The organism is Pseudoleptotrichia goodfellowii (genome assembly GCF_007990505.1).
Classification (GTDB): Bacteria; Fusobacteriota; Fusobacteriia; order Fusobacteriales; family Leptotrichiaceae; genus Pseudoleptotrichia; species Pseudoleptotrichia goodfellowii.
In genome coordinates this window covers 2,093,288-2,117,958 of sequence record NZ_AP019822.1, presented here as the reverse complement: position 1 = coordinate 2,117,958, position 24,671 = coordinate 2,093,288, and the positions used below count along the sequence as shown (strand labels likewise).

Genomic DNA, 24,671 nt, shown 5'->3' with positions numbered 1-24,671 from the left:
AAAAAGGACTGGAAAGTACAGGAAGAGCAACGAATGACTTCTTTAACAAGACGTATGAGGAAGGAAATATACCGATACAGACAAAATCAGACGGAAAAGATTACAGTAAAGCTGATTTTGGTGAACATGTGGGGGATGAAAAAGGAGCTTGTTATAAAGGTGGAAGAATATTAATTAATTGTAAAGTGCCTCCTACTATGGCTGATTTTAGAATATTAGATCAAGAACATCTAAAAAGAGATAAAAACAAACTTCAAAAAATTCGAGAGATATCAAAGGTAGAAAAGAAAATAGAAGAATCTAAAACACCCGAAGAAAAAGCGGCTTTGAAAAAACGTTTGGATAAATTAGAAGGGAAAAATAAGAATTTTTCAAGTTTTATTTCAGGATTTAAGGAGGAAACAAAAGAAAGTACACCATTAGGCATAGTGATAGGAGTCGCTGAAAAACTTAATCCGGTTGCAGCATTATTTTTTGCGACATCTACCCCTGTAAATACAAATGAAGAACAATTGCTTCATGGGATTAGAAAGCCTCAATATTCAACTAAAGATGCAGAATATATAAAGAATAATTATCCTGAAATGTATCCTGAAATAAAGGGAAGTATTAATCCCAAAATAAAAGAATTTAATAAAAAAGCAGTAGATGTATCGGCGACAAAATTTTATGGAAAAGACGAAGAAAATGCTAATGAATTTGGCAAATTTTTAGGAAGTATAGTAGGGTTTGAAGCAGGTAGAGGTGCTGCAAATACTGTAATTAATACAGGAGTAAAATATTACAGTAGCAGTTCAAAATCATTATTTGAAAAAGGTCATAGTGAAGAAATTGGTAAAAATCTTAATGATTATGCAAGTTCTAAGAGTAATCCAAATAAAAGATATACAGCAAGTGAATCAGAAGCTGAACTCACTACCCGTTTAAAAGAAATGTATAAAGATAAACCGAATACAACGATAGAAACTCAAGAGTCATATAAGGGTGGAGAGAATGTGAAATATGGAATAAAAGGTTCAGTAAGACCTGAAAATTCTGTAGTAGAAAACGGTATTGTAAAGGAAACATATGAAATAAAGAATTATAATCAAGAAAATTATAACAGTATGACCTCAAATATAGGAAAACAGGCAATTAAAAGAGCAGAAGAATTACCTGAAACTGCGACACAAAAAATTGTAATAGATACAAGAGGTCAAAAAATTACACCTGAAATAAGACAAAAAATAACAGAGGATATAATTAGAAAATCAAATAAAATAATAAAAAAGAAAATATAATATTTATGGAATAAAATAGGAGGATAAAGATGAGAGAATTAACAACAAAAGAGTTTAATGACTTATACAAAAGAAATTTTAGGGAATATTTTGATAAACCTTTAAAGAAAGATGGATTTTATAAGAAAGGCACAATAAATTTTTATAGAATAAATAAGCTGGGTATGATTGAAACATTAAATTTTCAGAAACATCGAGAAGAATTAAATGTAAATTGTGCTATTCTTCCAATATACTGTGGGGCTACAAAAGAATCTATAACGATAGGATTAAGATTAGGAAAATTTATGAATACCCGTTATACTTATTGGTGGGATATAAAAGACGATGAAAGTATGGAAAAAAATATGCAGGAAATGTTAAATGTAATACAAACAGATTTGTATAATTGGTTTAATAAAATGGATAATGAGAAAGAGATATTGAAATATATTTCAATATCATATCAAACAATTATAAATAGATATATAACTCAAGCAGCGAGTATGGCAAAATTTAAAAGATATGATGAAATTTTACAATATGTAGAAAAAGTGAAAAAAGAATATATGGAAAGTTGGTCAGAAGAAGAGAGACAAAAGAAGGAGTGGTTAAAAAAAGTGTTAGACGAAGCTTTATTGCTTGAAAGAAAATTAAAGGAAGGTAAAGAAAATATAGATCAATATATTATAGAAAGAGAAAAACAATCATTGATTGAATTAGGATTAGAAAAGTTAATTAAATAATAAAAAGATTCCCCGCATTTTCGGAGTCGACGTAAGGAGCGGAGAACGCGGGTAGCGGGAGTATGAGGGCGGCAATGAGCCCTCATGAACTTTCCAAACGGAGGCAGAGCCTATGTAGATAATCAGACAACATTTATCTTGGGAGAAGGAAGTAACCTTACAATAGGGAAAGTAGAAAACACAGCAGGAATAATAGGAGAAGGAAACGGAAAACTGAAGATAAATGAATACAAAGGAAAAGACTTATACAATCATGACAGTTTAACAACAACAGGCGGCTCAATAGGAACAAGCGGAGCAGGGATAAGTAATGAAAATCATAGAAAAGAAGGAATAACAAGACATACAGTAATAGGAAATGTAGAAATAGGAAGTGCAACAGGAAGCTCTATAAACAGAGACAGAAGTAAAGCCAATGAAACAACAAGAGATGACCATAGCAGTACAAATGTATATGTAGAAAGTCAAACTATAGATTATGCATTACATCCTGCAAAGTTTAAAGAAGATGTAGGAATAGCAGTACTTGAAGGCAGTACAACAGTAGAAGGAGCCTTAAAGAAAATAGATAATATATTAAGAGGAGATGATAACAGCGATATATCAGAACCTGAAAGACGAAGATATGAAGAGATAAAGGAAAATATAATAAGGTTTAAGACAGCTCCTGATATGAAATTGATAGCAGAAGGAGATTTAAGTGATCCTGATGTACAGAAACGACTTGGCATAGGGGGAAGATTTAATCCTGATGACCCTAATTTACCGGAAAAGATAAAAGAGAGAATAGCTCAGGTAAGAGAACAGGGGCAGGAGATAAATTACTTTTATGATAAGGTAACAGGAAAAATCTATATAAATGAGAATGCGAATGAAGACGAGATAAGAGCAGGAATAGGAAGAGAGTGGGGGATAAGAGACGAGTTTGACAGAGGAAGAACGAAACCTAACGGAGAAGGACAGGAAAAAGGAACGGTAGCAGGAGAGATAGCGTATAAAGAAATAGAAGACAGAACAAAAGGAAAGAGCGATAAGAAAGTAAATCCATATGACTTTGAGTACGCACAATTTGATCCTAATAGTGAGGTTACGGGGGATTATTATTATATGTGGGAGGATAATGTTAATAAATCAAGAGTTGTAGAACATAAATTATTAACAAAAAGATATGCAATAGGTAGTAACAGTTTTCTTAAAGATTTGACAGATTATTCTTATAAAACTCCATATAAAATTGCAGTTATATCACCTTATTTTGGATTTTACTATTTACCAAAGGAAGTTCAAAACAAGTATATGTCAAGAGATGAAGATGGAACAAAAGGTTTAAGAGTTGATGTTTTTGATCCAAAAGGTTTTAGAAAACTTGAAAATAGTAAACCGTATACAATAGCTATGTATAAAACAAATATTGAAGTTTTTAAAAGTTCAATTTCACATTTTAATAGAAAAGGTTTGGTAAGCGGAAAGATAAAAAATGAGGTTGTAAAACAAAATTTTATTGGAGAAAAAAATGTTTTTGGAGGGAAAAATCTTGGATTAGATAAAGCTATTTTATCTCCAGAGGACTTAGATATAACTTATAGAAACGGAAGCGTGATAAGTAAGACTATAATTGATATTTCAAAAAATGAAAAGGGTTTAGTAGTAAAAATAACAAGAAGACACAAACTATTTGATGAATTTTCAAAGCCACTTGATTTAGCAGGCGGTTTTATAGATTCAAGAGAACTTGGGAATCCTTATAATTTACTTACAAATTATCAAAATCATGTAGTGTTTGAAGGTGTTTTTAAGAATAAAGATGAAGCCATAAAGTATTTGAATGATAGAGTAGATGAGGCAAAGAAAAAATTAAAGGAGTTAGGTGAACCGTATGAAGAAAAGAAAAAATAATCAATTATATTTATTTGTAATTTCAGCTACGATTTCGTATGTTATATTTTCTCTCATATGCATTCATTCAATAAGAACAGAAAAATATGTACAAAACACATATATGAAAATCAATGATACTTATGATTTATACAGAACGGAAAATGACAACAAGATAATATTATATTTCGGTTCAAGAGGTTTCGGAGAACATAGAGGAGTGCCTTCCTGTGATAATATAAAAGAAATAGCGATGAATGGAGAATATATTGTAGGATTTTTGCCGGGAACAAGTGAGTCCGGATATCGGGATGATATTAAAGAAATAGAGAATAAAAAGGCATGCAGAGGATATTTTTATATAAACATGTATAAGGAAAACGATGAGAAATTTAACTTGACTGATATTGATATGGAAATAAAATTTAACGGGAAAATAAAATATATGAATAGTATAGATTTTATAAATACTTTCGGAGAAGGTTCGGACGATTTAATGAATATAGAAGGAATAATATTTATAAATTCAGTACATGGAATAAAGTGGACATTTTTTATTTATATTTTCTTAAATATAGCAACATATATAGAAAAACTTAAAAAAAATCTGGATAGAAAAAGAATAAAAAATAGTTTTAAAAAAAGATATTCCAGATATTCACGTTTATACAATTCTCGAAAGAGAAGGAAAATGTAATTTTTCTTATAATTATAGAATAGAAATAAAGAAGATAATAAAAGAATAAATTATCAAATATAATCCCAAATTTTCGGAGTCGACTGAAAGGAGCGGAGAAGGCGGGTAGCGGGAGTATGAGGGCGGCAATGAGCCCTCATGAATTTCCCAAACGGCAGCAGAGCCTATGTAGATAATCAGACAACATTTATCTTGGGAGAAGGAAGTAACCTTACAATAGGGAAAGTGGAAAACACAGCAGGAATAATAGGAGTAGAAGGAAACGGAAAGCTAAAGATAAATGAATACAAAGGAAAAGACTTATACAATCATGACAATCTGACAACAACAGGCGGTTCAATAGGAACAAGCGGAGCAGGAATAAGTAATGAAAACCACAGAAAAGAAGGCATAACAAGACATACAGTAATAGGAAATGTGGAAATAGGAAGTGCAACAGGAAGCCCTATAAATAGAGACAGAAGTAAAGCCAATGAAACAACAAGAGATGACCATAGCAGTACAAATGTATATGTAGAAAGTCAGACTATAGATTATGCATTACATCCTGCAAAGTTTAAAGAAGATGTAGGGATAGCAGTACTTGAAGGAAGTGCAACGGTAGAAGGAGCCTTAAAGAAAATAGACAATATCCTAAGAGGAGATGATAACAGCGACATATCACAATCAGAAAAGAGAAGATATGAAGAGATAAAGGAAAATATTATAAGGGTAAAGACAGCTCCAGATATGAAGTTAATAGCAGAAGGAGATTTAAGTGACCCTGAAGTACAGAAACGACTTGGGATAGGAGGAAGATTTAATCCAGATGATCCTAACTTACCTGAAAAGATAAAAGACAGAATAGCTCAGGTAAGAGAACAGGGACAGGAGATAAATTACTTTTATGATAAGGTAACAGGAAAAATCTATATAAATGAGAATGCGAATGAAGACGAGATAAGAGCAGGAATAGGAAGAGAGTGGGGGATAAGAGACGAGTTTGACAGAGGAAGAACGAAACCTAATGGAGAAGGACAGGAAAAAGGAACGGCAGCAGGAGAGATAGCGTATAAGGAAATAGAAGACAGAACAAAAGGAAAGAGTGACAAGAAAGTAAATCCATATGACTTTGAATATGCTAAGTTTGATCCTAATAGTGAAGTTACGGGGGATAAAAAAATTGTTAGTGTATTTAATGCCAGTGCGATTTGGTTTGACACTAAGCTAAAACAGGAAAAAGTACAACAATCTTTTCAAGAAACATATGGTAAGAAATATTCGATTGATTGGAAAAAATACAATAGTGGAAGAATAGTTGATATGGTATATAGAGAAAAAATAAACTATTATTATCAGTCGTTAAATTCAGTAAAAACTATAGAAGAATTCAAAAAAGGAAAATTTGAAGCAGCTGATGAAAAAGAATCCGTTTTTCATAATATTAAAGGAGGTAAGATATACATAGGAGATGAACCTAATAAGAAGTTTATTGAATATGAGACAGGAAAAGAAGTTGTTCTTAATAATAAATTAACAAAAATTATTAAAGATCCTGTAAATATAGGAACTTTTAATTATTATACATATGTTCTTAAAGGTGGAGGTATAAGTATTGATAAAGGAATGCATGGTATTGACGTATATAATTGGATAAGATTTGGTACAGGAATAAATGATAAGTCTACATTTGGCGAAAGGATTGATATTTTTGTATTAGGAACAATTGTCTCAACTAATTATAAAGAATTAAAAGAATGGTCGAAAAATCGGAAAATAGAGTATATAGGATATAAAGAATTAATTGAATATGATGAAGATTTAAAGTTTAAAATAGAGAAAGAAAGAAATAGAATAAAAAATAGAATCAATAGAATCTCAGGAGGTAAATAAAAATGAAAAAATTAATAGTTATAGTTATAATTATAATTCTGTTATTTTTAAAGGCATGTGTAAGACATACAGATAGAAATCATTATAATATTTCGTCTGGTAGGTTTGAAGGTAATGTGCCTAATATAGAAATTTATACATCTCTTGAAAATGTCTGTTTTGAATCAAATAATTTTCCGGAAAATTTAATTCTTAAAAAAATAAATCTATATTTTAATGGAAAAATTATAGGAACAATGAATATAAATAAAAATATTCATGAAATGAAATTCACAAATAGTACTTTAAAAGAGTATGAAATGGAGGAAGAACTTTTAAGAATATTAGGAAAAAATAATGAAAAATATGAAATCGCTACAGGATATATGCAAAAAGGATTTGTTTTTGAAATTCTTATAAAAAATACTGATACAGAAGAAATTTATAAGGCAATAAGAGAAACAAGTATAAGTTTTGATAAGAAAGGTTTTTACTTTTGGGTTCCGAATATTTAAAAAATAATAATTAGTTAAAGTAAAAATAAAAATATATAAACATTAATATTATAAATAGTGAATGTGTGACTCAGAATGTGTAAGAAAACATAATGTAAACCCGCATTACCGAAGCCGACTGAAAGGAGCGAAGGTCGCGGGTAGCGGGAGTATGAGGGCGGCAATGAGCCCTCATGAACTTCCCAAACGGAAGCAGAGCCTATGTAGATAATCAGACAACATTTATCTTAGGAGAAGGAAGTAACCTTACAATAGGGAAAGTGGAAAATACGGCAGGAATAATAGGAGTAGAAGGAAACGGAAAGCTAAAGATAAATGAATACAAAGGAACAGACTTATACAATCACGATAATCTAACGACAACAGGCGGCTCAATAGGAGTGGACTTTGGAAAAGGCGGAGCAAAAGTCAATGGAGTAGGTGTAAACAATGAAAGCCATAGAAAAGAAGGCATAACACGACATACAGTAATAGGAAATGTAGAAATAGGAAGTACAACAGGAAGCCCTATAAACAGAGACAGAAGCAAAGCTAATGAAACAACAAGAGATGACCACAGCAGTACAAATGTGTATATAGAAGGACAGACAATAGATTATGCAACAAATCCTTCAAAACTTAAAGAAGATATAGGAAAAGCAAAAGATGAGATAAAAGATATAGGAAGAGCAATAAAAGAATCATTAAATGACAGAGGAGACGATAACAGAAACTTCTTAGGACAGTTAAGTGAAGGAAGACTCCAAAGAACGATAGAAAATATAGGGGGAGAAAGATTAAGAAAATCAACGACTCAGGAAGATATATCAAAGACATTAAAAGATACGTATAAGGATTTAGGATATGATGTAAATATTATATTTACGACACCGGACAAAGCACCGCAACTGATAGATGAGAAAGGAAATATAAAGGCAGGAACAGCATATGTAGGAAAAGACGGAAAACATACGATAAAAATAAACACAGAAGCAAAAGAAAACCAAGACAGAGCAGGGTTAATCGGAACGATAACAGAAGAAGGCAGTCATGTAATAGGAAAAGTAGAAGGAAGACAAAGAAAAGTACCAGAAGGTTCGGAAGAAAAAGGGTTGGAAAGTACGGGAAGAGCAACGAATGACTTCTTTAACAAGACGTATGAGGAAGGAAATATACCGATACAGACAAAGCCAGACGGAAAAGATTACAGCAAAGCTGATTTTGGTGAACATGTGGGGGATTTTTTAGGAAATATAGAACGTTTAGAAAATACAGTCTATTATAAATATGCTCAAACAACTTTAAAAGAAAGAGCTAATGAAGATATTAATAAATTAGCAAAAATGTATAATATAACTGAAAAAGATGGTGCAGAAATTTTAAGAGAAAATAAAGCCTTAGCAAAAGATTTAGATTTTATAGAAGGATCACTTGTAGGAGTCGCTGCTTCGTATGCTACAGATGGTTTAGGAAAATTACTTTCGGGCGGTCATAAAGTTTTAAAATTTGTGATTACTAGTGTAAGTGGAGGAGTATTTGATAATGCATATCAAAATAGTAAAGAGATTAAAGAGCCTGAAATAGGAGATGAACTCAAGAAAAAAAATATTTTAATAGGAGTTGCCTATATAGAAAAAACTAGAAAAGAAGTTTCTGATTTTCGTTTTTCAGAAGATAAATATTTATTTAAAAATATTAAAAATAAAAGTAATTTGACAATGAGAGATGTTGGAATAGTAAATAGTTCTTTATCTAATGGTTCGCATATGATAAAAGATGTTTCTGAATCAAAAGAAAGAATAAAATTATATAAAGAATACGAAAAAACAAAAAATCCGGATGTGTATTTTAAGCCAAGAAGTCTAAAATTAAAAGTTCCTAACCTTAGAATACAGTATACAGATATAGAAGAAATTACAAGTCATTAATGGAAGAGGTATTAAATGAAAAAAATTTTAAATAAAATATTAGATAGAGTTTTTAAAGAAGTTCCTATTCTTTTAGGATTTGGTCATATATTAGTGGAATTTACCAGAGCAACTATTAATTTTTATAGGAAAATATATATAAAAGAAGAAAAATATCTGTTTTTGTATTTGTTTATAGGTTATATAGCTCATTTGATTTCTAATATTATTAATAAAAAAAGAAATTTATGTGATGAAGAAGATGTATATTATTATAAGATTTATCCTTTTTATTTCTTAGTAGAAAATACTTATTGTTATTATTTATGGGGAGTTGCTGACAAAACAACTGCTATAAATTCTGTATACGGACTTGGAGATAAATTTGGAAATATGTCAATGCTGTATTTTGTATCAATATATTTCATATTAAGTTTTATTGTTTTATTATGGGCTTATTTTAAAACTAAATCCCGAGATATTTTATTGTTTAATATTTCCTTATGTTATGGCAGAATTTTTATTATACTCTTTGTAATCAGATACACTATCTTTAAATAATAGAATAAAAAATAACTTAAATAAAAAAGTCGAACTTAAAGCTCGGCTCTTTTATTTGAAAAATTTCTCCTCTTGTAAAAAAACAGATTAAAATGTATAATAGAACATAAGAAATAATTATTATCTTAAAAAATTTAATTATTTTCAATGTTTAAAACAGATTATTATATAAATTAAGAATATTTCATTAAGAAGAACGTGCTTCATTGATAAATAAGGAGGAAAAATGAAACAGGTAGTAGCAATAGTGGGAAGACCTAACGTAGGAAAATCCACATTATTTAATAAACTGGTAGGGGACAGATTATCCATAGTAAAAGATGAGCCCGGAGTTACAAGGGACAGACTTTATCGTGAAACAGAATGGTCGGGAAAAAATTTTATACTTGTCGATACGGGAGGGCTTGAGCCTAAAACCGATGATTTTATGATGAGAAAAATAAAAGAACAGGCACAGGTTGCCATAGATGAAGCGGATGTAGTAATATTTCTGGTTGACGGTAAAGCGGGAATTACAGGACTTGACGAAGATATAGCAAATATATTGAGAAAAAAGGACAAAAAAGTAGTTGTAGCAGTAAATAAAATAGATAATTATATGAGAGAACAGGACAATATTCTTGAATTTTATGCTTTGGGATTTGAAGAAGTTATAGGAATTTCAGGAGAGCATAAAATCAACTTGGGAGATTTGCTCGATGCTGTAATAGCAAAATTTGACAATAAAAAAGAAAAGCAGACTGAAGAAGGGCTTTGTATTGCGATATTGGGGAGACCTAATGCAGGAAAATCCTCTCTTATAAATAAACTTTTAAATGAAGAAAGATCTATCGTAAGTGATATAGCAGGAACAACAAGAGATGCTATAGACTCGGCTCTGAAATATGACGGAGAAACTTATACATTGATAGATACTGCAGGAATAAGAAGAAAGTCGAAAATAGAAGACTCTATCGAATATTACAGTGTTTTGAGAGCTGTAAAATCCATAAAAAGAGCCAATGTATGTGTTCTTATGCTTGATGCTACAGAGCTTTTGACGGATCAGGATAAAAGAGTGGCAGGACTTATATATGAAGAAAAGAAACCTATCATAATAGCCGTAAATAAATGGGATCTTATAGAAAAAGACAATAACAGCGTAAAACATTTTACCGAACTTGTAAAAGCGGATTTGCCGTTTCTGGATTATGCACCGATTATTACAATGTCGGCACTCACAGGGAAAAGAACTGTGTCAATACTGGAACAGGCTAAATTTATAAATGAAGAATATCATAAAAAAATAACAACAGGATTATTAAATCAGATTTTAGCGGAAATGATAGCACAAAATCCTGTTCCTACAAGAAAAGGCCGAGCGGTAAAAATAAATTACGGAACGCAGATAGGACAGGCACCGCCTAAATTTGTATTTTTCTCAAATAATCCGGACTTAATACATTTTTCTTATCAAAGATATATAGAAAATAAATTGAGAGAATATTTCGGATTTGAGGGCTGTCCGATAAGCATAGTGTTTAATAAGAAAAATGAAAATTATTAGAATTAGAAAAGGAGATATAAAAAAATATGGATTTTTATGATGAAGAAAAATTTAAGAAATGGAGGAATATCCTTACTGTAACAGTATTGGGACTGCTTACGGTACTTCTGTTTTTTAAAGTATACGTGTATTTTGAAAAATCTGTTCAAATAATAACGGGAACACTGTTTCCTTTTATTCTGTCTTTTGTCATAGTGTATTCACTTATGCCTTTTATAGATATGTTGAACGAAAATTTGAAAATAAACAGAAAAGTAGCTATATCGTTGGTTTTATTAATATTTTTTATATTTTTTATATACGTAATACTTGCATTCATACCGTTAGTAGCGGCACAACTGTCAAGCCTTATAGAGTTTTTTATAAAAAATCAGGAAAATCTTCAGAAAAATCTGATTTCTTTTATGGCACAAAATAATATAAACATCAGAGATTCCATAATAAATTCCAAAGAAGTCATATTTACGAATTTTTTAAAAGTTTTAAATTCCAGTGTCTCACTTTTGACAGGAACATTCAGTTTTCTGTTTATGACACCGATTTTTACAATAATGCTTATATTCAGCTATGACAATATAGATGAAGGAATAAAAAACCTGTTGAGAAAATTTGACAGAGAAGAATGGATACCGCTAATAAAACAGATGGACGATGCGATCGGAAAATATATAAAAGTAACTGTTTTGGACAGTCTTATCGTAGGAATATGCTCTTACGTAATATTTTTCTTTCTGAAAATGGAGTACAGTTCACTGTTTTCAATGATAATAGGTGCAGGAAATGTAATACCTTTCATAGGGCCTTTTATAGGGCTTATTCCGGTAATATTTTATGCCGCTACAAAATCCTTTAAACTGGTTGTAATAATTATCGTATTGATAACAATATTGCAGACTATAGAAGCAAATATAATAAAACCGTGGCTTACAAGTAAATCTGTAGACATTCATCCTATTACAACTCTTCTTGTTGTGTTGATAGGCGGAGCGTTATTCGGCATAGGCGGAGCATTTATTGCTATTCCGGTATATATAGTTTTGAAATTGGGAATAACTTTTTATTTTGAAAAACCTGAAATTAATAAAGAAAATTGACAAAATTAAAGCAGTATGTTAGCATTTGTACGAAAAGGTTATAAAAATTTTAAATAGAATGTCGGGAAATCCGATAAGAGAAAAGACAAAAAGGAAGTGACTGAATATGAAAAATTGCAGTAAAGGTGAAATGCAGATAAATAATTGTCTATATTTCACCATATCAAGGCTGTTCAGAGTTGTAAACAAAGTAGCCGAAGAATCTTTCGGCAGGATGGGCATATGTCCTACACATGCTTTTCTTATGGTATTACTTGAAGAAGAGAAGGACGGGCTGTCTGTAAATAAAATATCAGAAGCATTGACAATAGCTCCTTCGACAGTTACCAGATTTGTAGATAAACTGGTATTGAAAGGTTATGTCGAGAGGATAAAGTCGGGAAAGCAGTCTTTTACCAAAATAACGGAAAGCGGACTCGAAGCAATGCCTGAAATATACAAATCATGGGAAAATATGTTTGGTAAAATAGAAAGAATGGCGGGTGATAAAGAGTATTTGGGAGAAATGCTGAAACAAATAAGAGAACTTACAGATATATTGGAAGAAAATCAAAAATATTTATAAAAACATAAAAATATTAATTTGTTAAAAAGGGGTAAAACAAATATTTAAAGATATTCGTGCTACCTTTTTTATATATAAAAAATTATCCGAAGACTATTGACAAAGAAATAAAAAAGTAATATAATAAAACATATGAACGGTTATTCATGTGTTGACAAAAAACTGTGAATATAAGGAGAAAAAATGGAAAAGAAATTACCTGCGTGCGAAAGCACAATAATACATAAAGAAGTTGTTGAAGAGATAAAAACAAAAATCCCTGAAGAAGAAGTTTTGTATGAACTTGGAGATTTCTTCAAATTATTGGGAGACAGTACAAGAATAAAAATATTAAGTGCACTTTTTCATTCTGAAATGTGTGTATGCGATATAGCTTCACTGTTTGACATGACACAATCGGCGATATCTCATCAGTTGAGAGTATTAAAACAGGGAAGACTGGTAAAATACAGAAAAAGCGGTAAAGTAGTTTATTATTCACTGGATGATGAACATGTTAAAGAAATAGTCGAACAAGGTTTGAATCACATAACTGAAAAAAAATAGTCGGATAAAACGTTTTCAGAAAGGATAGAAAAATGAGTCAACGGATAATTTTGAATGTAAAAGGATTACACTGTGCAAATTGTGCAGCAAAAATCGAAAAAAAATTAAACGAAATGCAGAATGTTAAAGAAGCACGTATTGATTTGGTCGGAGAAAAAATATTTTTAACTGCCGAAGAAAAAAACGGCTCTGTCTTAGTGAATGCAGTTCAAAAAATTGCCGATTCCATAGAAGAAGGAGTAAAAATATTTTTACCTGCAAAACATGACCATGATCATGTACACGATCATTCTCATCATCATTCGGGAGAAGTCGGAAAGATGATAAAAACACTTATAATCGGCGGAATATTCTATTTTTCTGCAAGTTATCTGAATCTTTTTTCGTCATATATGAATCCTGACATGATGTCTTTCGGGAAAATTATACTTTTCCTTATAAGTTATATTATAATCGGTGGACATGTACTGACAACGGCTTTTAAAAATATACTGAAAGGTCAGATTTTTGACGAAAACTTTTTAATGGCTGTGGCGACAATAGGTGCATTTGCAATAGGAGAATATCATGAAGCGGTAGCGGTTATGTTTTTCTATCAGGTAGGAGAACTGTTTCAAAGCATGGCAGTAAATAAATCCAGAAAATCTATAGCTTCTTTAATGAATATAAGACCCGACTATGCTAATTTAAAAATAAGAAACAATATAACAAAAGTTTCTCCCGAAGAAGTAAAAATAAATGATTTTATAGTTGTGAAACCGGGAGAAAAAGTACCTTTAGACGGAATAATTACAGAAGGAAGTTCTACTTTTAACACTTCGGCTTTAACGGGAGAGTCTTTACCTGTGAGTAAAAACCGTGGGGAAGAAGTGTTAAGCGGTTCTGTGAACAAAACAGGGCTTGTAACAATAAAAGTAACTAAATTATTTTCAGAGTCTACTGTTTCCAAAATATTGGATTTGGTAGAAAATGCAAACGGTAAAAAATCCAAAACGGAAAACTTTATTACAAAATTTGCGAGATACTATACTCCTACAGTTGTAGGTATTGCGGTTCTTATGGCAATAGTTCCGCCGTTAGTATTAAAAGAAACGACCTTTTATGAATGGCTTTATAAAGCATTGGTATTCTTAGTGCTTTCATGTCCTTGTGCATTAGTTATATCCATACCTTTAGGATTTTTCGGAGGGATAGGAGGAGCTTCCAGACACGGGATTCTTATAAAAGGAGGGAATTATCTCGAAGCATTAAACAATGTCGAAACTGTAGTAATGGATAAAACAGGAACTCTTACAAAAGGAGTATTTAAAGTTACACAAATAAATCCCGAAAATAATATTACAAAAGAGGAATTATTACAATATGCGGCTTATGCGGAAAGCTTTTCTACGCACCCTATTGCCGAGTCTGTTATAAAAGAGTACCAAAAAAACAGTTTACAAATAGATAAGTCTTTAATCAAAAATTATGAAGAGATTTCGGGATACGGAATTAAAACTGAAGTAAACGGAAAAACTGTAATCGCAGGAAATATAAAATTAATGAATCTTGAAAACATTAATATAGAAAATAATCCTCAAACTGGAACAGTTGTTTATATTGCTGTTGACGGTAAATATGCAGGAAACCTATTAATATCCGATGAGATTAAAGAAGATTCTCAAAGGGCAATAGAAGATATGAAAAAAGTAGGAGTTAAACAGACTGTAATGCTTACAGGAGATTCAAAAGCTATAGGAGAAAGCATTGCAGAAAAACTTAATATAGATAAGGCTTATACTGAACTTCTTCCGAGTGATAAAGTGGAAAAAATAGAAGAAATTTTTGAAGAAAGAAAAAGTAACGGTAAAATATTATTCGTAGGAGACGGAATAAACGATGCTCCGGTTCTTGCAAGAGCCGATATAGGAGTAGCGATGGGAGGAGTCGGTTCTGATGCCGCAATAGAAGCCGCAGATGTAGTTATTATGAATGATGAGCCTTCTAAAATAGTAACCGCAATAAAAATTGCAAAAAAAACAAGAAAAATAGTTTGGCAGAATATAGCCCTTGCACTGGGAGTTAAAATCATAACGCTTGTATTGGGAGTTATGGGATTTGCCACTATTTGGGCAGCAATATTTGCCGATGTCGGTGTGGCATTGTTAGCTATTTTAAATGCTGCAAGAGTTATAAGAATGAAAGTATGATTATATAATTATAATCCTCTGAAAAGTAGAGAAAATAAGGTCTGTGCTTGAAAGAGGATTTTTATTTAAAAAAAATATACCATTATTAAAAAAATGTGTTATAATTTATATTAAGATAAAAATTTAAAATGAAAAACGGAGATGAAAATGTCCAAAATAAAGGGAGAATTTAAAAAAAATCTGTTGACTCGGGAAGAGATGAAAAAAAAAATAGAAGAATTGAAAAAAGGCGGTAAGAAAACAGTTTTTACTAACGGAGTATTTGATATTTTGCATATAGGACATTTGACTTATCTCGAAGAAGCACGTAATTTGGGAGATGTTCTCATAGTAGGTGTAAATAGTGATGCTTCGGTAAAAGTAAATAAAGGAGATAAAAGACCTATAAATAGTGAAAAAAACAGGGCGGAAATGCTTTCGGGACTGAAATTCGTAGATTATACAGTGATTTTTGATGAAAAAACGCCGGAAAAATTGCTCGATCTGTTAAAGCCCGATATTCATGTAAAAGGTGGAGATTATAAAAAAGAAGATCTTCCCGAAACAAAAATTGTCGAGAAAAATGGAGGAGAAGTTAAAATACTGAGTTTTGTAGACAGCTTTTCCACAACGGATATTATAAATAAAATAATAGATGTTTATTCAAATAAAAGTTAAATCGGGAGTTTATAAATAAAAATATGAAATCGCAAATATTGACATTTGATGAAATTGACAGATTGGCTGTAAAAGTTGCCGAGAATATGAAAAAAGGCGGATGTATCGGACTTATAGGAGATTTGGGAGCGGGAAAAACCACTTTTACAAAAAAGATATGTAAATATTACGGAATCGAAGAAAATATAAAAAGTCCCACATTTACTTATGTTATCGGATATACTTCGGGAAGTGTAAATGTGTATCATTTTGATGCTTACAGAATAATAAATCCCGAAGAAATATACGAAATAGGTTTTGAAGACTATGTGGGAGAAGACGGCTCTGTCATAATAGTCGAGTGGGCAAACAATATTTCCGATGAAATGCCCGAAGATACTGTTTATATTGAGATAGAACATAATGATGAAAACACAAGAAAAGTATCCATATACAAATTGAAAAACGGAGAAAAAGAATATGCTGATATTTTCCATAACAACAACAACTAAAATTGTGTCCCTTTCACTGCATGACGGCACTAAAATAATAGGAGAAATAAGAGTTGAAGTAGCAAAAACTCATTCTACAGGGATTATCGATCAGATAGATAAATTGTTCGAATGGACAGGAAAAAAGTTGAGTGATATTGATAATGTTGTCATTTCTACAGGACCGGGTTCTTTTACAGGAGTAAGAATAGCCATTTCTGTTGTAAAAGGACTTTTTTACGGAAGAAACGTAAATATTTATGAAGTGAATGAACTGGATGCTTTGGCTTATCAAATTTATTACTCTGCCCAAAGCACTTCAGGAGAAAAATGTTCCGGTATGAAAATATATTCTATGATTGATTCGGGAAAAGAAAAAATATATTATTCAGTGTACACTGCTGAAAGTTTCGGATATCTGAAAAAAGATAAGGATGACAGAGTAAGTAAACTCGATAATGTAATAGAAAGTATATCCCTCGAAGAAAATGAAAAAATATATATTACAGGAGACGGAGCTTTTAACTACAAAGAAAAAATAACAGAAAATTTAAAAGATAAAGTACAGTTTTCCGAAGATAAAAATATGAAGATAAATTCTTCAACATTTGCACAAATGCTTTTAAACGGAAAACTTGTAAAAACAGATATATTTAATTTAAAGCCTGATTATCTTGAAAAATCTCAGGCTGAAAGAGATAAAAAAGAAAGGGGAAATAATGGCTCTTAAGAATTTATTCAAATTCGGAAAAAAAGAAAAAGAACATGAAAATTCCGAACAGGAAATTCACGAAAATATACAAAAACAAGAAATAATCGAAAATAATGAAGATATTGAAAAAAAGGAAATTGAGGAAAAAGAAGCAGAAGTAAAACCTTTGAAAGACAGATTGGCTGCACCTAAAAAGGGGTTTTTCGGGAAACTGAAACAGATGCTTTTAGGGAAAACCATAGATGACGATTTATACGAAGAGCTTGAAGAAGTTCTTATACAGTCGGATATAGGAATGAATATGACTATGCAACTGGTTGAAGAGCTTGAAAAAAGAGTAGCTAAAAAGAAACTGAAAACGTCCGAAGAAGTTTATGATGAACTGAAAGAAATATTAAAGGAAAAATTTATTTCAAACAATACTCTCCATGATAATATTGATTTGGACTTGAAAGACGGACAGCTGAATATCATTCTTGTTGTGGGAGTAAACGGTGTCGGAAAAACAACATCTATCGGGAAAATAGCCAATAAACTTATAAATGAAGGGAAAAAAGTAATAATCGGTGCAGGAGATACATTCAGAGCTGCGGCTATTGAGCAGATAGAGGAATGGGGTAAGAGAACAGGAGCCGAAGTTGTGAAACAGTCTCACGGAAGCGATCCGTCAGCAGTTATTTTCGATACGGTAAGTACCGCGAAAAACAGAGGTTTTGATGTGGCGATAATCGATACTGCAGGAAGACTTCACAATAAAAGGGATTTGATGAACGAACTTGAAAAAATAAATAAAATAATAAGACAACAGTCGGGACAGGAAAAATTTGAAACACTTCTTGTCATAGACGGTACAACAGGACAGAACGGACTTGAACAGGCAAAAGTATTTAATGAAATTGTGGATTTATCAGGTATTATACTCACAAAATTTGATGGAACTGCTAAAGGAGGAATTATTTTTCCGATTTCCGAAGAATTGAAAAAACCTATAAAATTTATAGGGGTAGGAGAAGGTATAAACGATTTGAGAAAATTCAATATTAAAGAATTTGTCGAAGCAATGTTTGAATAAATAAAGAATATAGAAATGGAGTGAATTTTAGTGGCTGATTTAGTAGCAAGTTTAAAAGAAAAAGCTAAAAAATTGGGTAAAACAGTTATTTTACCTGAAACAGAAGACGAAAGAGTCCTCAGAGCGGCTGAAAAAATCATAGCTGAAGGCATTGCCAAAGTGGCTTTGGTAGGAAATGAACAGAAATTAAAAGAAGAGGCTGCAAAACTTGGAGTTTCAATTGAAGGAGCGATTATATACGATCCTCAAAACTGTGCAACAATAGACGATATGGCTGAACTTTTAAGAAAAAGAAGAGAAAAAAAAGGAATGACTTTTGAAACTGCAAAAGCGACATTATTGTCGGATCCGAGATTTTTCGGAGCGATGCTCGTAAGTCAGGGAAGAGTTGACGGAATGGTTGCAGGATCCAATTCACCTACAGCTCATGTATTAAGGGCAGCAATTTTGGTAATAGGACCTAAAGCAGGATTGAAAACAGTATCAAGTTCCTTTGTTATGATAACAAAAACTCCTGAATACGGAGATAACGGTGTATTTATATATGCCGACGGAGGAGTTATACCGAATCCGACAGCCTTGCAACTGGCAGATATAGCAGTATCAAGTGCTGAAAAAGCAAGATTTACTGCAGGGATAAAAGAACCTAAAGTAGCGTTTCTTTCATTTTCTACAAAAGGGAGTGCCGATGGAGAGTCTGTTACAAAAGTAAGAGAGGCGATAGAAATTTTAAAAGAAAGAAATGTGGACTTCGAGTTTGACGGAGAGCTTCAACTGGATGCGGCTATCGTTCCTGAAGTCGCAAAATCAAAAGCACCCGGCTCAAAAGTTGCAGGACATGCAAATGTTCTTATATTCCCTGATTTGAACTCAGGAAATATAGGATACAAATTAACTCAAAGACTGGCAGGAGCAAAAGCATTGGGGCCTTTAATTCAGGGATTGGCAAGTCCGGTACATGATCTGTCAAGAGGATGCAGTGTAGACGATATTGTCGAAGTGGTAGCAATAACAGCGGTAGAATCCGATCAAAAATAGTTTATAAAAAAACAATTACATAAATTTAGAGGAGGAAAAATGAAAGTACTAGTAATAAACAGCGGAAGTTCGTCATTAAAGTTTGAATTGGTTGATATGACGAACGAAAAGACATTAGCCAAGGGAATTTGTGAAAGAATAGGTATAGCAGACCCTATTTTCACTTATAAAAATTTGGTAAAAGGAACTAAAATAGATAAACAGCAGGTTCCTATGGAAGATCACTCGGTAGCAATAGATTTGGTACTGAAAACACTTCAGGATAAAGAAAACGGAGTTATATCGGGTGTAGATGAAATAGACGCAATAGGACACAGAGTCGTTCACGGAGGAGAATATTACGATGATTCGGTAGTTGTGGACGACCAGGTAATAAAAAATCTTGAAGAAGTTGCAGCACTTGCTCCTTTACACAATCCTGCGAACATAATGGGAATAAAAGTAATGAGAAAATTACTTCCGGATAAGAAAAATGTAGTGGTATTTGATACTGCATTTCATCAATCTATGAAACCTGAAGCATATATGTATGCTTTGCCGTATGAAGATTATAAAGAATTGAAAGTGAGAAAATATGGATTTCACGGGACTTCACACAAATACGTAAGTGAAACTGTAGCGGAATTGCTTGGAAAAAAAGACGCTAAAATAATTGTTTGTCACTTAGGAAACGGTGCAAGTATATCCGCAGTAAAAAACGGAAAAGTAGTGGATACTTCTATGGGAATGACTCCTCTTGCCGGAATTATGATGGGAACAAGAACAGGGGATACTGATCCTGCTGCAGCATTTTATGTAATGGAAAAAAGAGGACTTTCTTTAAAAGAAATCGATACAAGAATGAATAAAAAATCCGGAATTTTAGGAGTTTACGGAAAAAGCTCAGATTTCAGAGATTTGGAAGAAGGAATGGAAGCAGGAGATGAAAGAGCAAAACTGGCTTATGATATGTTCTGCTACAGAGTAAAATTATATATAGGTGCTTATGCAGCTGCTATGGACGGAGTAGATGCTATCGCCTTTACAGGAGGAATAGGAGAAAACGGAGCAGATCCTAGAGAAACTATATGCGAAGGATTGGGATATCTGGGATTGAAATTCGACAATGCCAAAAATAAAGAAAGAATATCCGGGAATGTAGAATTATCAACTCCTGATTCAAAAGTGAAAGTATATAAAATAGAAACTGCAGAAGAACTTGTAATAGCAAGAGATACTTACAGATTGACAAAATAAGATTTTAGGAGAAAATAAATGGCGAAATTAAATATTATTTATTTCAGTACAAGCGGAAATACAGAACAAATGTGCATTTATCTGGAACAGGGAGCAAAAAGTGTCGGAGTGGGAGCGGAAATGATTTCTGTAGATGCTGCTGATGAAAGTTCTGCAGATGCTGATTTTATAGCTTTCGGATCGCCTGCTACAGGATCTGAAGAAGTTGCACCTGAAATAATGGAATATATAGAAAGTGTAAAAGATAAGCTGAAAGGAAGAAAAGTCGGAATTTTCGGTTCTTATGACTGGGGCGGAGGAGAATGGCTCAGTATTTGGATTGACGACTTGGCTAAAAAAGGAATATTTGTCGTAGGAAAAGGATGTATGGTAAACCTTGCTCCTGACGATGATGAAAAAATAGAGGCTTGTAAAGAATATGGAAAAGCTGTTGTAAGTCAGTGATTTTAAGTTGTTAATAGTGAGGATGGAAAGTCCTCGCTAATTTTTTTATTGCAAACGAAAAAAATCTCTTGACAGTTTTTGTAAAAAGGAGTATAAATTAAACATGGAAGAAAATTCCGTATTTTTAAAAAATTTAATTGTTAAAAAAATCACAAGAATATTTTCAAAATAAAAAACAGGAGGAAAAAGTAATGGTAAAAGATTTGAAAAGTTTAAAAGAACTTATGGAAAAAGTGCGAAAATCACAGGAAGAATTTTCAACATTTGAGCAGGAAAAAGTAGACAAGATATTCAGAAAAGTAGCACAGAAAATAAATGATGAGAGAATAACTCTTGCTAAACTTGCTGTAGAAGAAACAGGAATGGGAATACTGGAAGATAAAGTTATAAAAAACCACTTTGCCTCCGAGTATATTTATAACAGATATAAAGATGAAAAAACATGCGGAGTACTTGAAGAAGATAAATCATACGGAATTAAAAAAATAGCAACACCTATAGGAATAATAGCGGGAGTAATACCTACAACAAATCCTACATCAACTGCCGCTTTTAAAATACTCTTAGCATTGAAAACAAGAAATGCGATAATACTTTCACCTCATCCGAGAGCGAAAAAAAGTACGATAGAAACTGCAAAAATAGCATTAAAAGTTGCAATAAAATACGGTGCACCTGAAAATATAATAGGCTGGATAGACGAGCCGAATGTGGAATTATCCAAAGAATTAATGGCTAATTCTGACTTGATATTGGCAACAGGAGGACCGGGAATGGTTAAGGCTGCTTATTCTTCAGGAAGACCTGCCATAGGAGTAGGAGCCGGAAATACCCCTGTAATAATTGATAAATCTGCCGACATTAAAATGACTGTAAATTATACATTGCTTTCAAAAACTTTTGATAACGGAGTAATTTGTGCATCGGAACAGTCTGTAATCGTAGATAAGTCAATATATGACAAAGTCAGAAAAGAGTTTGAATTAAGAGGAGCTTACATTCTTAATAAAGATGAAATCGAAAAAGTCAGAAAAATAATGTTTAAAGACGGAAATCTGAATGCAGATATAGTCGGACAAAGTGCTTATAAAATTGCAAAACTGGCAGGAGTGAAAGTTCCCGAAGAGGCGAGAGTGCTTATAGGAGAAGTTAAATCTACAGGAGAAGAAGAACCTTTTGCTCATGAAAAATTATCGCCTGTACTTGCCATGTATAAAGCCGAAGATTTTGAAGATGCACTGGATAAAGCGAAAAAGCTTGTAGAACTTGGAGGATTAGGACATACATCCTTACTTTACATAAATCTTGCAGAAAAAGAAAAAATAGATAAATTCGGAATAACTATGAAAACAGGAAGAACGCTTATCAATATGCCTGCTTCATTAGGAGCGATAGGAGACGTGTTTAACTTTAAATTGGAGCCTTCGTTGACATTAGGTTGCGGTTCGTGGGGAGGAAATTCGGTGTCTGAAAATGTAGGAGTGAAACATTTGCTGAATGTAAAAACAATAGCTGAAAGAAGGGAAAATATGTTGTGGTTTAAAGTACCTCAAAAAGTATATTTTAAATACGGTTCATTGCCGACAGCACTTGAGGAACTGAAAGGAGAGCATAAAAAAGCCTTTATAGTAACTGATAAAACTTTGGCAGAATTAGGGTTTACTTCTCATGTAACGAGAGTTTTGGAAGAAATAGGAATTGATTTCAGAATTTTCTCCGAAGTAAATGAAGATCCTACGTTAAGTTCGACTCAAGCGGGAGCCAAAGCTATGCTTGAATATAATCCTGATGTGATTATAGCGTTAGGCGGAGGTTCGGCAATGGATGCGGCTAAAATTATGTGGGTATTATATGAGTATCCTGAAATAAGATTCAGAGATTTGGCAATGAGATTTATGGACATAAGAAAAAGAATATTTGAATTTCCTAAAATGGGACTGAAAGCTAAATTTGTGGCAGTGGCAACGTCTGCAGGAACAGGCTCCGAAGTAACGCCTTTTTCTGTAATTACTGATGATTCTACAGGTATAAAATATCCTCTTGCAGATTATGAGCTTACTCCCCATGTGGCAATAAACGATCCCGAACTTATGCTTACAATGCCTAAAGGACTTACCGTCACTTCGGGAATAGACGTATTGACACATGCTGTAGAATCTTATGTTTCAGTATTGGCAACAGAGTATACAAAACCCTATTCTCTGGAAGCAGCAAGACTTGTATTCAAATATTTGCCGGAATCGGTAGAAAAAGGAGAGGAAGCTATTAAAGCAAAAGAAAAAATGGCAAATGCTTCGTGTCTTGCAGGAATGGCTTTTGCAAATGCATTTTTAGGAATATGCCATTCACTTGCTCATAAATTAGGCGGAAAATTCCATGTGCCTCACGGTATTGCCAATGCTATGCTCTTAAATGAGGTTATAAAATATAATTCTGTAGAGGCACCGACAAAAATGGGATTGTTTCCCCAATACAGATATCCTGATGCTATGCAGAGATATGCAGCAATGGCTGACTTTTTCGGACTGGGAGGAAAAACAAAAGAAGAAAAAACTGATAAATTAATTAAGCATATTAATAATTTAAAAGAAAAAATAGGGATCCCGATGAGTATAAAAGAGTACGGAATTCCTGAAAAAGACTTTTTGGATGCGGTAGATGAAATGTCGCTTGATGCTTTTGATGATCAGTGTACACCTGCAAATCCGAGATATCCGTTGATTTCCGAATTAAAAGAAATTTATTTGAAAGCATATTACGGAAAAGAATATAAAAAATAAAAATTGTTATAAGAAAATCTTATAGAGTATTTGAAAAGCTTATATTATTTGACAAAAGGCAAAACAGGTGGTATATTCAAAAAAAGAAAGGTCAAAAAATGGATATAAATGAGAAAAAAATCAAAATTAAAGAAATGGCACAGTTAAGAAATATGTATATGCAGCAGGGAAAAACTTTGGAAGAAGTGGAAGTATTAAGAAAATTGGCTATGCTTACTGAGGAAGTTTACGGAGTTGAAAGTGACGAAAATATAAAAATTCTGAATGAACTTGGAGGCACACTGAAATATGTAGGTGCTTTTGATGAAGCTGTAAATGCTTTATTGAAAGCACGAGATCTTATAGAAAAACGTTACGGAAATGAAAATGTAAGTTATGCCACATGTAATCTTAATTTAGCCGAAGTTTACAGATTTATGAGAAAGTTTGATGAGACTGAAAAATTATATTTGGACACGATAAAAATATATGAAAAGAACAATCTTCAGAATGACTATTTGTACGCAGGAGTATGTAATAACTTGGGATTGTTTTATCAGGAGCAAGGAAAATATGAAAATGCTGTAAAACTCCATGAAAAAAGTTTGAAAATTCTTGAAAATTCCGAAAAATATAAACTGCAATATGCGACTACACTGAGTAATCTTGTAATTCCTTATATGAAGATCGGAAAAAAAGAATTATCTGAAGAATATTTAAAAAAATCTCTGGAATTAATTGAAAAAGAAGTAGGTAAAAATCACAGCTTATATTCGGCTTCTCTCAATAATCTTGCGATTCATTATTATAATGAAGGAAATTATAAAAAGGCTTTGGAGTTTTTTGAAGAAAGTGCCGAAATTTGTAAAAAATCTTTTGGAGAAAACAGTACTAATTATAAAAATCTTATGTCGAATATTGAAATTGTAAGAGAAAGATTAGAAGGAAAATAA

Annotated in this window: 23 protein-coding genes; all 23 read left to right on the top strand. The window is 32.2% G+C overall.

Features of this window, described 5'->3' with window-relative positions; genetic code table 11:
• Window positions 1-33: 33 nt before the first annotated feature.
• The 23 genes from FVE72_RS11235 (at window position 34) to FVE72_RS10150 (ending at window position 24,671) form a co-directional block, all read left to right on the top strand.
• The gene (locus FVE72_RS11235; RefSeq protein WP_154669376.1) at window positions 34-174 is read left to right on the top strand and encodes a hypothetical protein; all 141 of its coding nucleotides are present in this window, start codon (window positions 34-36) and stop codon (window positions 172-174) included.
• 23 nt (window positions 175-197) lie between these two features.
• On the top strand, window positions 198-1,280 hold the full coding sequence (locus tag FVE72_RS10255; protein ID WP_146966584.1) for a hypothetical protein: 1,083 nt from the start codon (window positions 198-200) through the stop codon (window positions 1,278-1,280).
• Window positions 1,281-1,309: 29 nt separating this feature from the next.
• A complete protein-coding gene (locus FVE72_RS10250) occupies window positions 1,310-2,005 on the top strand; it encodes a DUF4304 domain-containing protein (RefSeq protein ID WP_026738252.1) in 696 nt (231 codons plus the stop codon).
• Between the two features lie 84 nt (window positions 2,006-2,089).
• Window positions 2,090-3,901, top strand: a complete 1,812-nt coding sequence (locus FVE72_RS10245; protein ID WP_026738251.1) for a hypothetical protein — start codon at window positions 2,090-2,092, stop codon at window positions 3,899-3,901.
• Between the two features lie 103 nt (window positions 3,902-4,004).
• Window positions 4,005-4,577, top strand: coding sequence for a hypothetical protein (locus FVE72_RS10240; RefSeq protein WP_146966581.1), 573 nt, complete (start codon window positions 4,005-4,007; stop codon window positions 4,575-4,577).
• 138 nt (window positions 4,578-4,715) lie between these two features.
• Complete coding sequence (locus FVE72_RS10235) at window positions 4,716-6,449, top strand: hypothetical protein (protein ID WP_026738249.1); 1,734 nt, start codon at window positions 4,716-4,718, stop codon at window positions 6,447-6,449.
• 2 nt (window positions 6,450-6,451) lie between these two features.
• On the top strand, window positions 6,452-6,943 hold the full coding sequence (locus FVE72_RS10230) for a hypothetical protein (protein ID WP_026738248.1): 492 nt from the start codon (window positions 6,452-6,454) through the stop codon (window positions 6,941-6,943).
• A 173-nt stretch (window positions 6,944-7,116) separates the two neighbouring features.
• Window positions 7,117-8,850, top strand: coding sequence for a hypothetical protein (locus tag FVE72_RS10225; RefSeq protein WP_146966579.1), 1,734 nt, complete (start codon window positions 7,117-7,119; stop codon window positions 8,848-8,850).
• Between the two features lie 15 nt (window positions 8,851-8,865).
• On the top strand, window positions 8,866-9,390 hold the full coding sequence (locus FVE72_RS10220) for a hypothetical protein (protein ID WP_026738247.1): 525 nt from the start codon (window positions 8,866-8,868) through the stop codon (window positions 9,388-9,390).
• A gap of 226 nt (window positions 9,391-9,616) precedes the next feature.
• Entirely contained in the window at window positions 9,617-10,936 is a 1,320-nt protein-coding gene (gene der / locus FVE72_RS10215; protein WP_026738246.1) for a ribosome biogenesis GTPase Der, read from the top strand.
• A gap of 26 nt (window positions 10,937-10,962) precedes the next feature.
• Entirely contained in the window at window positions 10,963-12,030 is a 1,068-nt protein-coding gene (locus tag FVE72_RS10210; RefSeq protein ID WP_026738245.1) for an AI-2E family transporter, read from the top strand.
• Window positions 12,031-12,136: 106 nt separating this feature from the next.
• The gene (locus tag FVE72_RS10205; protein WP_026738244.1) at window positions 12,137-12,595 is read left to right on the top strand and encodes a MarR family winged helix-turn-helix transcriptional regulator; all 459 of its coding nucleotides are present in this window, start codon (window positions 12,137-12,139) and stop codon (window positions 12,593-12,595) included.
• A 183-nt stretch (window positions 12,596-12,778) separates the two neighbouring features.
• The gene (locus FVE72_RS10200; RefSeq protein ID WP_026738243.1) at window positions 12,779-13,141 is read left to right on the top strand and encodes an ArsR/SmtB family transcription factor; all 363 of its coding nucleotides are present in this window, start codon (window positions 12,779-12,781) and stop codon (window positions 13,139-13,141) included.
• Between the two features lie 32 nt (window positions 13,142-13,173).
• Window positions 13,174-15,330, top strand: coding sequence for a heavy metal translocating P-type ATPase (locus FVE72_RS10195; RefSeq protein WP_026738242.1), 2,157 nt, complete (start codon window positions 13,174-13,176; stop codon window positions 15,328-15,330).
• Between the two features lie 198 nt (window positions 15,331-15,528).
• On the top strand, window positions 15,529-15,987 hold the full coding sequence (rfaE2, locus tag FVE72_RS10190; RefSeq protein WP_408634693.1) for a D-glycero-beta-D-manno-heptose 1-phosphate adenylyltransferase: 459 nt from the start codon (window positions 15,529-15,531) through the stop codon (window positions 15,985-15,987).
• A 23-nt stretch (window positions 15,988-16,010) separates the two neighbouring features.
• Window positions 16,011-16,478 (top strand): tRNA (adenosine(37)-N6)-threonylcarbamoyltransferase complex ATPase subunit type 1 TsaE, encoded by a 468-nt coding sequence (tsaE, locus tag FVE72_RS10185; RefSeq protein WP_006806889.1) that lies wholly within the window; start codon window positions 16,011-16,013, stop codon window positions 16,476-16,478.
• Complete coding sequence (gene tsaB, locus FVE72_RS10180; RefSeq protein WP_026738240.1) at window positions 16,447-17,187, top strand: tRNA (adenosine(37)-N6)-threonylcarbamoyltransferase complex dimerization subunit type 1 TsaB; 741 nt, start codon at window positions 16,447-16,449, stop codon at window positions 17,185-17,187. Before tsaE ends, tsaB begins: the two co-directional genes overlap by 32 nt.
• Window positions 17,177-18,241, top strand: a complete 1,065-nt coding sequence (gene ftsY, locus FVE72_RS10175) for a signal recognition particle-docking protein FtsY (protein WP_026738239.1) — start codon at window positions 17,177-17,179, stop codon at window positions 18,239-18,241. The genes tsaB and ftsY overlap by 11 nt, the downstream gene beginning before the upstream one ends.
• Before the next feature lie 30 nt (window positions 18,242-18,271).
• Window positions 18,272-19,279: a phosphate acetyltransferase gene (gene pta, locus FVE72_RS10170; protein ID WP_026738238.1), complete on the top strand. Its 1,008-nt coding sequence runs from the start codon at window positions 18,272-18,274 to the stop codon at window positions 19,277-19,279.
• Between the two features lie 39 nt (window positions 19,280-19,318).
• Window positions 19,319-20,515: an acetate/propionate family kinase gene (locus tag FVE72_RS10165; RefSeq protein ID WP_006806884.1), complete on the top strand. Its 1,197-nt coding sequence runs from the start codon at window positions 19,319-19,321 to the stop codon at window positions 20,513-20,515.
• 18 nt (window positions 20,516-20,533) lie between these two features.
• Complete coding sequence (locus FVE72_RS10160; RefSeq protein ID WP_026738237.1) at window positions 20,534-20,959, top strand: flavodoxin domain-containing protein; 426 nt, start codon at window positions 20,534-20,536, stop codon at window positions 20,957-20,959.
• A 137-nt stretch (window positions 20,960-21,096) separates the two neighbouring features.
• Window positions 21,097-23,739, top strand: a complete 2,643-nt coding sequence (adhE, locus tag FVE72_RS10155) for a bifunctional acetaldehyde-CoA/alcohol dehydrogenase (protein ID WP_258454731.1) — start codon at window positions 21,097-21,099, stop codon at window positions 23,737-23,739.
• A gap of 98 nt (window positions 23,740-23,837) precedes the next feature.
• On the top strand, window positions 23,838-24,671 hold the full coding sequence (locus FVE72_RS10150) for a tetratricopeptide repeat protein (RefSeq protein ID WP_026738235.1): 834 nt from the start codon (window positions 23,838-23,840) through the stop codon (window positions 24,669-24,671).